The organism is Aquitalea magnusonii (assembly GCF_002217795.2).
In the GTDB taxonomy this organism is placed as follows: domain Bacteria; phylum Pseudomonadota; class Gammaproteobacteria; order Burkholderiales; family Chromobacteriaceae; genus Aquitalea; species Aquitalea magnusonii_B.
Genome location: NZ_AP018823.1, coordinates 2,920,201 through 2,935,043, shown reverse-complemented (window position 1 = coordinate 2,935,043; position 14,843 = coordinate 2,920,201). Strand labels below are relative to the sequence as shown.

17 protein-coding genes are annotated in these 14,843 nt (G+C 64.0%); 13 read left to right on the top strand and 4 right to left on the bottom strand.

Annotation, left to right across the window (positions count from 1 at the left end):
• Positions 1–19 precede the first annotated feature (19 nt).
• From DLM_RS14015 to cobA, 4 genes are all read right to left on the bottom strand, one after another.
• Complete coding sequence (locus DLM_RS14015) at positions 20–1,318, bottom strand: hypothetical protein (protein ID WP_089084585.1); 1,299 nt, start codon at positions 1,316–1,318, stop codon at positions 20–22.
• Entirely contained in the window at positions 1,315–1,527 is a 213-nt protein-coding gene (locus DLM_RS14010; RefSeq protein ID WP_089084584.1) for a DUF2249 domain-containing protein, read from the bottom strand. Before DLM_RS14010 ends, DLM_RS14015 begins: the two co-directional genes overlap by 4 nt.
• A complete protein-coding gene (locus DLM_RS14005) occupies positions 1,524–1,952 on the bottom strand; it encodes a hemerythrin domain-containing protein (RefSeq protein ID WP_089084583.1) in 429 nt (142 codons plus the stop codon). Before DLM_RS14005 ends, DLM_RS14010 begins: the two co-directional genes overlap by 4 nt.
• A gap of 73 nt (positions 1,953–2,025) precedes the next feature.
• Entirely contained in the window at positions 2,026–2,862 is an 837-nt protein-coding gene (cobA, locus tag DLM_RS14000; protein ID WP_089084582.1) for a uroporphyrinogen-III C-methyltransferase, read from the bottom strand.
• Positions 2,863–3,024: 162 nt separating this feature from the next.
• Between cobA and DLM_RS13995 the strand changes: the two genes are divergently transcribed.
• The 13 genes from DLM_RS13995 to DLM_RS13935 all read left to right on the top strand — a co-directional run bounded on the left by DLM_RS13995 (position 3,025) and on the right by DLM_RS13935 (position 14,786).
• The gene (locus DLM_RS13995) at positions 3,025–3,450 is read left to right on the top strand and encodes a c-type cytochrome (RefSeq protein ID WP_089084581.1); all 426 of its coding nucleotides are present in this window, start codon (positions 3,025–3,027) and stop codon (positions 3,448–3,450) included.
• A 32-nt stretch (positions 3,451–3,482) separates the two neighbouring features.
• A complete protein-coding gene (locus DLM_RS13990) occupies positions 3,483–4,910 on the top strand; it encodes a cbb3-type cytochrome c oxidase subunit I (RefSeq protein ID WP_089084580.1) in 1,428 nt (475 codons plus the stop codon).
• Positions 4,911–4,965: 55 nt separating this feature from the next.
• Entirely contained in the window at positions 4,966–5,559 is a 594-nt protein-coding gene (locus DLM_RS13985; protein WP_089084579.1) for a cytochrome c oxidase subunit 3, read from the top strand.
• 140 nt (positions 5,560–5,699) lie between these two features.
• Entirely contained in the window at positions 5,700–5,960 is a 261-nt protein-coding gene (locus DLM_RS13980) for a cytochrome C oxidase subunit IV family protein (protein ID WP_089084578.1), read from the top strand.
• A 9-nt stretch (positions 5,961–5,969) separates the two neighbouring features.
• Positions 5,970–6,773: a CbbQ/NirQ/NorQ/GpvN family protein gene (locus DLM_RS13975; protein WP_089084577.1), complete on the top strand. Its 804-nt coding sequence runs from the start codon at positions 5,970–5,972 to the stop codon at positions 6,771–6,773.
• 12 nt (positions 6,774–6,785) lie between these two features.
• Positions 6,786–8,618, top strand: coding sequence for a nitric oxide reductase activation protein NorD (locus DLM_RS13970; RefSeq protein ID WP_089084576.1), 1,833 nt, complete (start codon positions 6,786–6,788; stop codon positions 8,616–8,618).
• A 170-nt stretch (positions 8,619–8,788) separates the two neighbouring features.
• A complete protein-coding gene (locus DLM_RS13965; protein WP_045846238.1) occupies positions 8,789–9,004 on the top strand; it encodes a DUF3079 domain-containing protein in 216 nt (71 codons plus the stop codon).
• Between the two features lie 188 nt (positions 9,005–9,192).
• Complete coding sequence (locus tag DLM_RS13960) at positions 9,193–10,920, top strand: nitrite reductase (protein WP_089084575.1); 1,728 nt, start codon at positions 9,193–9,195, stop codon at positions 10,918–10,920.
• Positions 10,921–10,999: 79 nt separating this feature from the next.
• Positions 11,000–11,308 (top strand): c-type cytochrome, encoded by a 309-nt coding sequence (locus DLM_RS13955; protein ID WP_089084574.1) that lies wholly within the window; start codon positions 11,000–11,002, stop codon positions 11,306–11,308.
• Positions 11,290–11,625: a c-type cytochrome gene (locus DLM_RS13950; RefSeq protein ID WP_089084573.1), complete on the top strand. Its 336-nt coding sequence runs from the start codon at positions 11,290–11,292 to the stop codon at positions 11,623–11,625. Before DLM_RS13955 ends, DLM_RS13950 begins: the two co-directional genes overlap by 19 nt.
• Complete coding sequence (locus DLM_RS13945; protein WP_089084572.1) at positions 11,586–12,791, top strand: cytochrome D1 domain-containing protein; 1,206 nt, start codon at positions 11,586–11,588, stop codon at positions 12,789–12,791. The genes DLM_RS13950 and DLM_RS13945 overlap by 40 nt, the downstream gene beginning before the upstream one ends.
• Positions 12,791–13,795 (top strand): Lrp/AsnC family transcriptional regulator, encoded by a 1,005-nt coding sequence (locus DLM_RS13940; RefSeq protein WP_089084625.1) that lies wholly within the window; start codon positions 12,791–12,793, stop codon positions 13,793–13,795. The genes DLM_RS13945 and DLM_RS13940 overlap by 1 nt, the downstream gene beginning before the upstream one ends.
• Positions 13,779–14,786, top strand: coding sequence for an Lrp/AsnC family transcriptional regulator (locus DLM_RS13935; protein ID WP_089084571.1), 1,008 nt, complete (start codon positions 13,779–13,781; stop codon positions 14,784–14,786). Before DLM_RS13940 ends, DLM_RS13935 begins: the two co-directional genes overlap by 17 nt.
• Positions 14,787–14,843 lie beyond the last annotated feature (57 nt).

Sequence of the window (14,843 nt, the reverse complement as noted above, 5' to 3'; positions counted from 1 at the left end):
GTGCCGGGCCGGGAGTCTGTCAGGTGCAGTGCGCTGCGGTTTTGCCCTCATGGTGTGCCAAACACACAGCCTTGACCCGGCGGTAAAGCCGCCACAGTTGCCAGCCATGCCAACTGGCGGTAGCGGCCAGCAGCAAGGTAGCGAGGCCCAGCGGGATTTGCCAGATGGCCGGCCAGCCGCACCAGGCCAAGGCCAGCAGCAGCCACCCGGCATGCAGCCCGCCTAGTCGGGCTACCGCCTGTTCGGAGAGAAAACCGTGGGTACGTGGCAGCACGCCACGCGGTGCTTGCAGGCTTTGCAAGTGCAGCCAGGCCAGAAAAGGTGCGATCTTGCCCAGCATGCCCAGCACGCAGGCCAGGCCCAGGCCGCCCAGCCACAGCACGCCGCAGAGTAGTGGCAGGCTGGTATTGTCCGGCCAGTACAGCGCGGCGCTGGCACACAGCGGGCTTAGCAACAGGCATAGCATGGCCAGCAGCCAACTGCGCCACAAGGGGTCCTGCCGGCGTCGGCTGGCGCGTAACTGGCGCAAGGTGAGCATGGCAAAGCCGACAGCAGGCAGAGCGGCCAGCGGCAACAGCCATGTAGCTGCCGTCTGCAATATCAGCAGCAGGCCGAGTCCTGCCAGCAAGACCAGTTGGCCGGGCAGCAGCCAGCGGCTGACAGGCGGAAACGCCGGGGTAAGCAGAAACATCGGCATGACGGTTTGGCTGACCGCCAGCAGCAGGGCCAGCAACCAGCCCAGGCCGGCCCACAGCACATGGCTGTGCAGCAATGGCATGAAGGGCAGGTTGAGCTGGCCAGTCAAGGTCAGCGCCAGCAGCAGGCCCAGAGTGAGCGCCATGGCCAGACCGCCCAGCGTCAGCCGCAGCCCCTGGCTGGTGGCATCGCGCGCCGGGCTGTGCCACAGGCCGTGGCCGGCATGCCATAGCAGTGCCAGCCCGGCCCCACACAGCAGCAGTGCGCCGCCGGCCAGCCAGTGCGGGGCAAAACCGTGGCTGAAGCCCCAGCACAGGCAGGCAACGCCAGCTTGCCAGGTGGGGAAGATGCGCCACCACAATGCCCGTGGGCGAGGCGTGCCCACGCCGGCGGCCACCGCCAGCAGTTGCAATAGCGCTCCTAACATGGTGTTGCCCAATACCCCGAGCGCCAGCAGGTGAGTCTGGGTGACGATGAGCGGATCGAAGCGGTTGGCTGCGACAGTGTCGCCCAGCAGCAGGGTGAGCCCGGCGATCAGCAGCCAGATGAGGCTGGCAGCAAAAAAGCCGCCCGGCAGCCATGGCGGCGGAGCAGCTTCATAAGACAGCCAGGCCTGGCTCATGGCCGGCTCAGAATAAGGATGACGCCGCCATCACCGGACAGTTCGAAACGGAAGTCCAGCCCCTGCTGTTGCAACAGCGGCAGCAGCGGGCTGGGGTGATGCGGCAGGATGTAGGCCGTTTGCTGGCCGGATTCCAGCAGATCGGCTTCGTCCAGGATGATTTCCATCGGCTGTGGTGCCGGCAGATGGCGCAGGTCGCGCGGGCTCATGCTGCGCTCCCGGCGCTGACCATGGCATCGAAGCCGGTGATGAGCTGGCTGCACATGGGGTAGAGAATGTTTTCTTCTTTCATATTGTGCTGCTGCATCAGGATCAGCAGGGTATCGGCACAGCTCAGATAGTCGGCGGCGTGTTCGGCGGACAGCAACTGGTCCATGTCCTGCATCAGCGCGCGCATCTGGCTGTGTTCGTTGCGCATCACGGCAGTCGGTCCCATATTGCTGCCGGTGGCGGCTTCAAAGGCCGGAAACAGGCTGTCTTCTTCCAGGGAAAAATGCTGCAGCATGGCGCGCTGGAAGGCTTGAAACACGGCTCGGGCCTTGGGCCAGTCCGCCTGACGGACGGCTTCTTCGGTCAGGGCGAAGTCGGCATCGCACAGGCGATGTTGCTGGGTAAGCTGTGAAATGGCGTTCATGGTGCGTGGTCTCGGGGTGTCACTGACATGGCTGCAGTATTGCCGGCTGGCGTGATGGCCTGAATGACCGGGATCAAGAAATCCTTGCCTGCTGGCGCAGGGCCAGCAACTGCCGGTGCAGGGACACCACTTTGCCGATCACCAGCAGGGCCGGAGTGCTGATGGTCGCATCTGCAATCAGCTGCGGCAGCTGGTCCAATTGGCCGCATACACAGCGCTGCGCGCTGCTGCAGGCTTTTTCCACGATGGCCACCGGCGTGGCCGGATCGCGCCCGTGCGCCAGCAACTGGCTGGCAATATGCGCCGCTTCGCCCAGTCCCATATACACCACCAGCGTTTGCTCCGGCTGGCTGTGCGCCGTCCAGTCCAGCGAGCCTTCACCCTGGCGGCGATGGCCGGTTACCAGCGTGCAGCCCTGGGCGTGATGGCGATCGGTCAGCGGCAGTCCCAGCGCGGCGGCGGCACCCAGCGCGGCGCTGATGCCCGGTACCACCTCACAGGGAATGCCGGCTTCAGCCAGCGCCAGCATTTCTTCGCCACCACGGCCAAATAACAGCGGATCGCCCCCCTTGAGCCGTACTACCCGCTGTCCGCTGCGGGCAAAGTCGATCAGCAGCCGGTTGATGTCGGCCTGCGGCAGGGTGTGGCGGCTGGCACGCTTGCCCACACAGATGCGGCTGGCCTGCGGTGGGGCCAGTCGCAGTATCTGTGGGTCCAGCAGGTGGTCGTACAGCACCACGTCGGCTTCGCCCAGCCGTTGGACTGCGCGCAGGGTGAGCAAGTCCGGGTCGCCGGGGCCGGCCCCCACCAGGCAAACGCTGCCGGGGGCAAGGCCGCTGCTGCTGGCGGCGGATGGGGGATTGCTGGCCGTATCGGGACGGGGCAGAGCGGGCAGGGCTGGGCGGTGCATGCGGACTCCCGGGCAAAGGTTTGCCGAATGGTGATGCCGCCAGTGTAGGGAGGAGGGTGGCCGGGAATCGTTGATTCGAATCAATGCTATCTGGATGCCCGAATCCGTACATTTCGCCCCAGGTACCGGACTTGCCGGTGCAAGCACTTTGAGGAGGACGTGATGAGCGCGAGCTTCACCAAATCGACGGCCCGCAACATCTTTTACGGTGGGTCGGTGTTCTTTTTTCTGCTGTTCCTGGGGCTGACGCTGGACACCACCATGGCTCTGCCCAGCCACAACGCCAAGGCCAAGCTCACCGATGCAGCCGTACGCGGCAAGAAGATCTGGGAGACGCGCAACTGCGGCGGCTGTCACACCCTGCTGGGCGAGGGGGCTTACTTTGCGCCGGAGCTGGGCAATGTGTATGTACGCCGTGGCCCCGACTTCATCAAGGGCTGGATGAAGGCGATGCCCACCAATGTGCCGGGTCGCCGCCAGATGCCGCAGTTCCACCTGAATGATGGCGAGCTGGACGACGTGGTGGCTTTCCTGAAATACACCTCCGAGATCAATACCAATAACTGGCCGCCCAATATCCAGGGCTGATCGCACCAGACCAATCGCTTACGGAGATAAACATGAGCAATGCAAGCGCGGCTGCGCTGGCGGCTGAACAAGCCCGCGCGCCAGCCCAGATCAAGTACCGCTCACAGGCGGTGGCCAAGCCCTATTTCATGGCAGCCATCGGCCTGTTCATCGGCCAGATCCTGTTTGGCCTGATCATCGGCCTGCAGTATGTGAAGGGAGACTTTCTGTTCCCGGCCATCAGTTTCAGCACCGCCCGCATGGTGCACACCAACCTGTTGATTGTCTGGCTGCTGTTCGGCTTCATGGGGGCGGGTTATTTCCTGATTCCGGAAGAATGCGAGCGCGAGCTGTACAGCCCGAAACTGGCCATCATCACCTTCTGGGTGTTTCTGGTGGCCGGTGCGCTGACCATTGTCGGCTACCTGGGCCTGCCCTATAACGTGCTGGCCCACCTCACCGGTAACGACTTGCTGCCCACCATGGGGCGCGGTTATCTGGAGCAGCCATTGATTACCAAGGTGGGCATCGTGCTGGTGGCGCTGTCCTTTTTGTTCAACCTGTCGATGACGCTGTTGTCCGGCCGCAAGACCAGCATCAGCATCGTGATGCTGCTGGGGCTGTGGGGCCTGGCCATCTTCTTCCTGTTCTCCTTCGTCAACCCCAACAACCTGGTGCTGGACAAGTACTTCTGGTGGTGGGTGGTACACCTGTGGGTGGAAGGCGTGTGGGAGCTGATCATGGGTGCCATGCTGGCCTTCGTATTGGTGAAGGTGACCGGGGTGGACCGTGAAATCATCGAAAAATGGCTGTACCTGATCATTGCCATGACGCTGATCACCGGCATCATCGGCACCGGTCACCATTATTTCTGGATCGGCACACCGGCTTACTGGCAGGTATGGGGTTCCATTTTCTCCGCGCTGGAGCCGGTGCCCTTTTTCATGATGACCATGTTTGCCTTCAATATGGTGAAGCGCCGCCGCCGCGAACATCCCAACCAGGCTGCCACGCTGTGGGCGCTGGGCACCGGGGTGATGTCCTTTCTGGGCGCGGGCGTCTGGGGCTTTCTGGGCACGCTGTCGGTGGTCAACTACTACACCCACGGCACGCAGCTGACGGCTTCGCACGGTCACATGGCTTTCTACGGTGCTTACGCCATGGTGGTGCTGACCATGATTTCCTACACCATGCCGCTGCTGCGTGGCCGTGAAGCCAATAGCCCGCAAGCGCAGAAGGTGGAAAAACTGGCGTTCTGGGTGATGACGCTGTCCATCGTCGGCATCACCTTGTTCCTGACTGCCGCCGGGGCCACCCAGGTGTGGCTGCAACGCATGTCCAGTACACCGCTGTCCTTCATGGAAACGCAGGACCACATCATGCCGCTGTACTGGGCGCGTCTGGTGTGCGGCCTGGGCTTCTTCAGCGGCCTGATGCTGTATCTGATCAGCTTTTTTGTCACCGGCAAGCGCGAAGCCTGAGTGAACCGAGCAACAAGCGGCCCGTAACGGGCCGTTTTTTCATTGGAGATAAATCATGCCTGCCGACAGCCTGTTGCTGGAAGACATACCGCACGACCGTCATGTGCCGGGCGACCTGGCCATGTGGTGTTTCATCCTGGCCGAGCTGGCGGTGTTCGGCGTGTTTTTCCTGGTGTACGGCTATCAGCGCTGGCGCGCGCCGGCACTGTTTTCCCACGGCCAGCAGCAGCTTGACCTGTTGCTGCCCACGCTCAATACCCTGCTGTTGCTGACCGGCAGTGCAGCCATCGTGGCCGCAGTGCGCGCCTTTGCGCTGAACCGTCAGCGCAGCGGGCGACGCTGGCTGATGTCCACCATGCTGGCCGGTGGCGGTTTTCTGGTGCTCAAGGCCATCGAGCTGGGCGGCAAGTTTGCCGCTGGCATCACCCTGTCCAGCGGCGATTTCTGGATGTTCTACCTGTCGCTCACCGTATTCCACTTTCTGCATGTGGTGCTGGGCATGGTGATTGTGGCCGCCGTGTGGTGGCAGGCGCGTGACGGGCGTTATGCCGGTGCGGCCATTGATGGCGTGGAAACCGCCGCTGCCTACTGGCATATGGTGGACCTGGTGTGGATAGTGCTGTTCGCGCTGATTTACGTGGCGCGTTAAGCGCCGCGGACAGTAGATGGCGTACGGCCAGGCGGCGCAAGGCTGGAGCGGGGGGGGATCGGGTCCAGGGCCTGCAGTTTGTTGGCGGGGCTTATCTGGAATCAAGGCCATGGCGGGGGAGGGCCGGTATCGTCAAGCACATGAACACACCTGCCCCCCTTACCCAATGGCTGCTGTGGGCCGGGCTCAGTGGCCTGACCCTGCTGGCCGCCGTGCTGGCCGAAACCGGCCGGCTGCCACAACACTGGCTGGCACCGCTGGTGCTGGGTTTTGCCTGGCTCAAGGGCTGGGCCGTCATTGAACATTACATGGGCTTGCGCCATGCGCCGCGCTGGCTGCGCGCCAGCGTACACGGCTGGCTGCTGCTGGTGACCGGTGTGCTGCTGTTGAGTTTTCGCTAAGGAAAAGCCATGAACGCACCGCTGCGTCCCGAATTGTCCGCCCCCTTCTATCAAGCGCAGGGCGATGAATGCCAGTTGTTTGAAGCCGCCTGGCAGCAGCAGTTGCCGGTGTTGATCAAAGGCCCCACCGGCTGTGGCAAAACCCGCTTTGTTGCCCACATGGCAGCCCGGCTGGGCCTGCCGCTGATTACCGTGTCCTGTCATGACGACCTGTCCGCCGCCGACTTGGTGGGCCGCCACCTGATTGGCGATGGCCAGACGGTATGGTGCGACGGCCCGCTCACCCGTGCGGTGCGTCAGGGCGGCATCTGTTATCTGGATGAAGTGGTGGAAGCACGCAAGGACACCACCGTGGTGCTGCACCCGCTCACCGACGACCGCCGCATCCTGCCCATCGAACGCACCGGCGAAGTACTGCTGGCCCCGCCCGGCTTCATGCTGGTGGTGTCCTACAACCCCGGTTACCAGCATGTGCTGAAAACCCTCAAGCCCAGCACGCGCCAGCGTTTTGTCGCCATGAGCTTCGATTTTCCGTCTGCTGAAGTGGAACAGCAGGTGGTGATGCAGGAATCCGGCCTTGCCGCGGCACAGGCGCAGCAGCTGGTGACACTGGCCGGCCAGTTGCGCCGCCTGTCCGGTTACGACCTGGACGAATCAGTCAGCACCCGCTTGCTGGTGTATGCCGCCAAGCTGATGGCATCCGGCATGCGCCCGGCGCTGGCCTGCCGCACCGCGCTGGCCGAACCGCTGAGCGACGAGCCGGACACCGTGGCCGCCTTGCTGGCCATCATCCACACCCAGTTTCCTGCCTGAGCGGGGTCTGTCATGGAAGATATCGTCGGCGGCTGGTGGGACAAGCTGGTACAGCGTGCGGCCTATCGCGGCCATCGCGCTGCTGCGGTGCGGCTGGAGCAGGTGGCGCCCATTGCGCCGGTGTTCTTCCGCGCCATGGGCGGCGACCCGGCACTGGCGCTGCGTTCCACCGTGGGGACCGAACATGGCGCACGCCGCCGCTGGCTGGAGCGTATTGCCGGCACCGGCGAGCGGGTGGAACTGGCCTGGTCCGACCAGCAGGCCTTTTATCTGCCGGAAAAAATCGAGCTGTTTGCCGATGCAGCGCTCAACCGCGAATTGTATTTCTGGCTGATGGCACTGGCCGCCAGCACCCGGCCTGCCGGCGACTGGCTGAATGCCAACCGACAGGCCGCTGCCGCATGCCTGTCCGCCATGCCCGGCCTGGCTGCCAGCTATCAGCGGCTGGTGGCTGCCCACCTGCCACAGCGGCCAGACCCGGCCCGCCTGCCACCGGCCGAAGCGGCCTGGGAGCGGGCCATCCGTCAGGCCTTGCTGCAGCCGCAGCAAGCGCTGGACACGCTGCCGCCAGCCCGAGCGCCTTATCCCTTGCCCCTGTGGCTGCACCCGGCCCCGCCCACGCTGGAGCATACCGCGCCATCCACCGCGCAGGACCCGCAGCAAAGCGGCCCGCGCAGCAAGCCGCAACAGCGCCAGCGCCGCCGTTATCGCGCCCAGCGCGTGGTACAGGACGAGCGCAAGAACGGCATGCTGATGATTTTCCGCGCCGAAAGCCTGTTTACCTGGGACGAGTACGTCAAGGTCAACCGCCATACCGACGAGGATGACGACGACAACGCCGCCGCCGCGGCCGAAGACATGAACCGCCTGTCGCTGGCGCAGGATGCCCACACCAAGGGCGGCAAGCTGAAGTTCGACCTCGACCTGCCCGCCGCCGCCTGGGACGACACCCCGCTGGGCCCCGGCCTGCTGCTGCCGGAGTGGAACTGGAAGCAGCAAAGGCTGGTGGACGACCACTGCCGCCTGCAACCCATGCTGCCGCGTGATGCCGTCCCCGCCGCCTTGCCTGCGCGTCTGCTGCCGCTGGCCCGCCGCCTGCGCCGCCAGTTTCAGGCGCTGGCACCGGAACGCACACGCAAGAGCGGCCAGGAGTGCGGGCCGGATATCGACATCGACCGCGTCATCCGCTTCATGGCCGAACGCCACAGCGGCGTGGCCCAGTCCGAACCCGGCCTGTACCAGGCCTGGCCACCGGGCGAGCGCAGCCTGGCCTGCCTGACCCTGGCCGACCTGTCGCTCTCCACCGAAAGCTGGGTAGGGGACGAGGCTGGCCGGGTGATCGACGTCATCCGCGACAGCCTGCTGTTGTTTGCCGAGGCCTTGTCCGCTGCTGGCGACAGTTTTGGCCTGTACGGCTTTTCCTCCATCCGTCGTCAGGAAGTACGCTTTCAGGTACTGAAAGACTTTGCCGAACGCTATGACGACAGCACCCGCGGCCGCATTCTGGCCATCCGCCCCGGCTATTACACCCGCATGGGCGCGGCCATCCGCCAGAGCAGCCGCATCCTGCTGCAACAGCCGGCCGCACGGCGCCTGCTGCTGATCATCTCCGATGGCAAGCCCAACGACCTGGACCACTACGAAGGCCGCCACGGCATAGAGGACACCCGCCAGGCCATTCTGGAAGCCCGCCGCGACGGCCTGCTGCCCTTCTGCCTGACAGTGGACCGTGAAGCAGGGGATTATCTGCCCCATCTGTTTGGCCACCGTGGCTATGTGGTGGTGCAACAGGCACAGATGCTGCCCAGCGTGCTCACCCGGCTGTATGCCCAGCTGACTGCCTGAGCTGCCTTACCGCAGGCGGTCCGGCTTAACCCGACTCCAAGGTGTAATCACCTTCTTCACCCGGCCTTGTGCCGGGTTTTTTTTGATATGCGGCAAGTCGCCAGCCAGCCCATGCCCGGACAATGGCAGGCTGCTGCTCGGCAGATTCAGACACTGGAAAGGAACACCTGATGGCCCGGAAATTTCCCCTGCACCCGGCGCACCCGGAGCGCATCTGCTGGGGCTGCGACAAATACTGCCCGGCCGACTCCCTGCAATGCGGCAATGGCTCCGGCCGTACCCAGCACCCGGCGGAAGTACTGGGCGAGGACTGGTATGAATACGGCGACTGGGGGCTGGAGGTGGAGCCGGAACAAAAATCGCTGACGCTGCCGGAGAAGGGCTGAACCCTGTTTTCGGGTGTTCCGGCTGCCAGCCAGGCAGCAGCCGTAGGCATCTGACAGCACGACTTGCTGCTTGTTTTCGACCCCTTTAATCCCATGGTTAAACCGTTGATTCGAATCAAGGAGGGGGATATGCCCGCGGGATGAAGATGCCGGCAACCAAGCATTACTGTCACGCTGGAGCCCTAACCATGAAGACCCCGCGCTTGTCCTGGCTGCCAAGAAGTGTGTTGCTGGCGGCCCTGCCTTTTTCCGTGTTGCAGGCCTGGGCGGATACTGCCGCCACCTCGACTTCCGCCCCGGAAGCCAAATACCAGGGAGCCGCCTCGCCGCTGGTTTCCGAGCCCATGCATCAGAACATCAACCCCAAGGCCCCGCCGATGACCGAGGCGGAGTTCAGCCACGCCAAGCAGATTTACTTCGAGCGTTGCGCCGGCTGTCACGGCGTGTTGCGCAAGGGCGCCACCGGCAAGCCGCTGACACCGGACATCACGCTGGGGCGGGGCACCGAATACCTCAAGACTTTCATCAAGTACGGCTCGCCAGCCGGCATGCCCAACTGGGGGACTTCCGGCGAGCTGAGTGATGCCCAGGTGGACCTGATGGCACGCTATGTGCAACAGGAACCGCCCACCCCGCCGGAATTCGGCATGAAGGACATGCTGGGTACCTGGAAGGTGCTGATTCCGCCGGAAAAGCGGCCAACGCATAAAGAAAACAATCTGGATGTGGCCAATCTGTTCTCCGTCACCCTGCGCGATGCCGGCCAGATTGCGCTGATAGACGGCAATAGCAAGCAGATTGTCAGCGTGCTGAAAACCGGCTACGCCGTGCATATTTCGCGCCTGTCGCAGTCTGGCCGCTACCTGTACGTGATTGGCCGCGACGGCAAGATCAACCTGATTGACCTGTGGATGGCCAAGCCGGACACGGTGGCGGAAATCCGCATCGGCCTGGAAGCCCGTTCGGTGGAAACCTCCAAGTTCAAGGGCTTTGAAGACAAGCTGGCGGTAGCCGGTGCCTACTGGCCGCCACAGTACGTGATCATGGATGGCAACAGCCTCAAGCCGCTGAAGATTGTCGGTACCCGTGGCATGACGGTGGATAACGAATACCACCCCGAGCCGCGTGTGGCCTCGATTGTGGCCAGCCACTACAAGCCGGAATTCGTCATCAATGCCAAGGAAACCGGCAAGATCATGATGGTGAATTATTCCGACCTGGCCAATCTGAAAACCACCACCATCGACGCCGCCAAGTTCCTGCATGACGGCGGTTTCGACACCACCGGCCGTTACTTCATGGTGGCTGCCAATGCCTCCAACAAGGTGGCGGTGGTGGATACCAAGCTGGACAAGCTGGCCGCGCTGGTGGATGTGGGCAAGACCCCGCATCCGGGCCGTGGTGCCAACTTTGTCGACCCGCAATACGGCCCGGTATGGGCCACAGGCCACTTGGGCGACGACAGCATCAGCCTGATCGGCACCGACCCGGACAAGCACAAGGCCCAGGCCTGGAAGGTGGTGCGCGTGCTCAAGGGGCAGGGCGGTGGTTCGCTGTTCATCAAGACCCACCCCAAATCGCACAATCTGTGGGTGGATACCGCGCTGAACCCGGATGCAGCCGTCAGCCAGAGCGCTGCCGTGTTTGACATCAATCACCTGGACAAGGGCTTTGTCACCCTGCCGATCGGCGAATGGTCTGGCCTGGGCGATGGTGCCAAGCGCGTGCTGCAGCCGGAGTACAACAAGGACGGCAGCGAGGTGTGGTTCTCGGTATGGAGCGGCAAGGACAAGCAGTCTGCCATCGTGGTGGTGGACGACAAAACCCGCAAGCTCAAAGCCGTGATCAAGGACCCGCGCCTGATCACTCCCACCGGCAAGTTCAATGTATTCAACACCCAGCATGACATTTATTGATCTGGGATAAGTCCTTCCTGACCTTTCACTGTTGAAATCCGGCAGACAGCACATGGTCTGCCGGACCAAGGAGAACACCATGAAACATGCACTGATTGCGCTGGCCCTGGGTGGGCTGATATCGAGCGGGCTGGCCCAGGCGGCCACCGGGCCGGAACTGGCCAAGCAATACAACTGCCTGGCCTGCCACAGCGTGGATGCCAAGCTGGTTGGCCCGTCTTACAAGCAGGTGGCGGCCAAATACAAGGGCCAGAATGTCACGGCCAAGCTGATGCAGAAGGTGAAGACCGGCGGTTCCGGCAGCTTTGGTGCCATTCCGATGTCGCCCAATCCGCAAGTGCCGGATGCCGACCTCAAGCAGCTGGTGACATGGATTCTGGCCCAGTAAGGCGTGGCATCTGTCTGGCGGCCTTGCTGGCTGCCAGCCTATGCCAGCAGGCCGCAGCGGCCCCGGCCGAACCGCGCGCCGCAGAGCTGCTGCAACTGCTGCATAACGATTGCGGTGCCTGCCATGGCCTCAGCCTCAAGGGCGGCCTGGGCAGCCCGCTCACCCCCCAGGCGCTGGCCGGCAAACCGGCCGCCAGCCTGGTGGCCACCATTCTCAATGGCCGCCCCGGCACCCCGATGCCGCCGTGGCGGCCTTTCCTTTCCGAAGAAGAAGCGCAATGGCTGGTTCAACTCTTGCAACAGGGCGGCGCACGCTAACCCGCCTGCTGGCACCGCTGCTGTGCCTGGCCCTGGCCGCCTGCGCCAGCGCACCGCTGCGCGGCACCGGTGACTTGGGCGTGGTGATCGAACGCGCCAGCGGCAGCGTGCAGATTGTCGATAACAGCCATGAGCAGGCGCTGGCACGGGTGCAGGGACTGGGTGATCTGTCCCATGCCTCGGTGGTGTTTTCCCGTGATGCCCGCTATGCCTATGTGTTTGGCCGCGACGGTGCCATCAGCAAGGTGGATCTGCTCACCGCCCGGCTGGTGAAGCGGGTGGAGCAGGCCAGCAACAGCATAGGCGGTGCCATTTCCAGCGATGGCCGGGTGATTGCCGCTCAAAACTACAGCCCCGGCGGGGTGAAGCTGTTTGATGCCGACAGCCTGGCCTTGCTGGCCAGTGTTCCGGCCGCTGCCGGGCCCAATGGTCAGCCATCGCGCGTGGTGGGCCTTGCCGACCTGCCGGGCAAACGCTTTGCCTATGCGCTGTTCGATGCCGATGAAATCGATGTGCTGGATGCCAGCACGCCCACCGCACCCAAGGTTCAGCGCTTCCAGCATATCGGCAAGCAGCCTTACGACGGTCTGGCCAGTGGCGATGGCCGCTATTTCATTGCCGGGCTGTACGGCGAAGATGGCCTGGCCTTGTTCGATAGCTGGCATTCCGACGCCGGTGTACGGCGCATTCTGGCCGGCTATGGCCGTGGCCGGCAGGCACTGCCGGTGTACAAGATGCCGCATTTGCGCGGCTGGTCCATCGCCGGGGATTACGCCTTCCTGCCTGCCATTGGTCAGCATGAAGTATTGGTGGCCGATAACCGCAGTTGGGCCCAGGTGGCCACGGTGCCGGTGCTGGGCCAGCCCGTTTTTGTGATGGCCGAACCGGGCGGGCGGCGGGTGTGGGTGAATTTTGCCTTCCCCGACAACGACAAGGTGCAGGTGATTGATGTGCCGACCCGGCAGGTGATCAAGACCCTGCAGCCGGGCCGCGCCATCCTGCACATGGAATTCACCCCGCGTGGCGATGCGGTGTGGCTGTCCAGCCGCGACGACAACAAGCTGGTGGTGATCGACACCGCCACGCTCAGCCAGCGCCGCACGCTGCCGGCGCTGGAGCCGTCCGGCATTTTCTTCACTTGGCGCGCCAGCCGGATGGGGATGTGATGCCAGACCTGCCAAGCCCTGGTGTACTGCCGCCGCGCAGCCTGCAGGCACTGGACCGTTGCCAGAAGCAGTTTCCGCTCAGCGCCACACCATTTGCCGACATGGCCGCCCTGCTGGGCGATGGCTGGAGCGCCAGCGCGCTGCTGCAACTGCTGCAATCCGCGCGGCAGGCCGGCCTGCTGTCCCGGCTGGGGGCGGTGTTTGCCCCCAATACCGTGGGCAGCAGCACGCTGGCCGCACTGGCAGTGCCGCCGGAGCGGCTGGATGCGGTGGCCGCTTTTGTCAGCAGCCATGCCGAGGTCAACCATAACTACCAGCGCGACCACCACTTCAACCTGTGGTTTGTGGTGACCGCCAGCGATGCCGCCGCCGTGGCCGAGGTGCTGTCGCGCATCCATCTGGCCACCGCGCTGGTGCCGCTCAACCTGCCCTTGCTGCACGAATACCATATCGACCTGGGCTTTGCGCTGGATGGCAGCCACGCGCAGCGCCAGCCACAACGCCAGCCGGACCCTATCCGCCCGGACTGGCGGCAGCAGCGCCTGCTGGCTGCGCTGCGTGGCGGGCTGCCACTGCAATTGCATCCGTTCCAGTTGCTGGCCAGCGGCTGCGGCCTGACCGAGCAGGAGGTGCTGCAGCAGTTGCAGGACTGGCAGGCGCAAGGCGTGCTGCGGCGCTTTGGTGCGGTGCTGCGCCATGCCGAGCTGGGCTATCGCCACAACGCCATGTGCGTGTGGCAGATCGACGATGCCGCCCGTCGCGCAGCCATCGCATGCCAGCTGGCGACAGAACCGGCGGTGACGCTGTGTTATGAACGCCCGGCGCGGCCGCCGCACTGGCCTTACCAGTTGTTCTGCATGATTCACGCCAGTGATGCCGCCAGCCTGCAGGCCATGCTGGACGATCTGATCCGGCGTCATGGCTTGCAGCATTACCCGCATGCCGTGCTGCCCTCGCTTAAACGCTATACCCAACGCGGAGCCTGTTATGGCCATCACGCATAGCCAGGCCAAGCTCAATGCGCTGGAAACCAGCATCGTCAACCAGTTGCAAGGGGGTTTTCCGCTCACCAGTCAGCCCTTTGCCCGTGCCGCCGCCACCCTCGGTTGCAGCGAGCTGGCCTTGCGGCAAGGGCTGGATGGCCTGCTACAGCGGCAGGTGCTCACCCGCTTTGGCCCGCTCTACCAGATAGAACGCATGGGCGGCTGCTTTGTGCTGGCGGCGCTGGCAGTGCCACCGGCACGCTTTGACGAAGTGGCGGCGGCAGTCAACAGCCTGCCGGCGGTGGCGCACAACTACCAGCGCAGTCACAAGCTGAATATGTGGTTTGTGCTGGCCGCCGCCAGCCAGGCCGGCATTTCCGCCGCCTGCAGCGCCATCGAGCTGCTGACTGGTCTCACCGTGCATGCCTTTCCCAAGCAGCGTGAATACTTTGTCGGCATGCGTTTTACCGTGGGCGGCCAGGCGGCGGTGGGGCAGGCCAGCGCCGGGCGCGGCACGGTGGACGACAGACCGCAGATAGCCGTGCTGGACGAGGACGACTGGCGGCTGATCCGCGCCAGCCAGGCCGGGCTGCCCTTGGTGGAACAGCCCTACCGCCAATTGGCCGACAGTCTGCAATTGCCAGAGCAGGAGGTGTTGAGCCGACTGGGCCGCATGCTGGAGCAGGGGGTGATCCGCCGCATCGGCGCGGTGCCCAATCATTACGCCATCGGCTACCGCGCCAATGGCATGGCGGTATTCGATGTGGCGGACGAACTGGTGGATGAGCTGGGCCAGCAACTGGGGCAGTTGGATTGCGTCAGCCACTGCTACCGCCGTCCGCGCCACCTGCCGCACTGGCCTTACAACCTGTTTGCCATGGTGCATGGCGACAATCGCCGCGCGGTACGCGAACAGCAGGTCGCGCTATTGCAATTGCTCGGCCCGGCCTGCCGTCGTCATGCGCTGCTGTTTTCCACCCGTATCCTGAAAAAATCCGGCTTGCGGGTATAGCGCGGCTGACAAAAAACTGCGGCTGCGTTGTGCCTCCTTGCCTCCGCGACTCGGCGT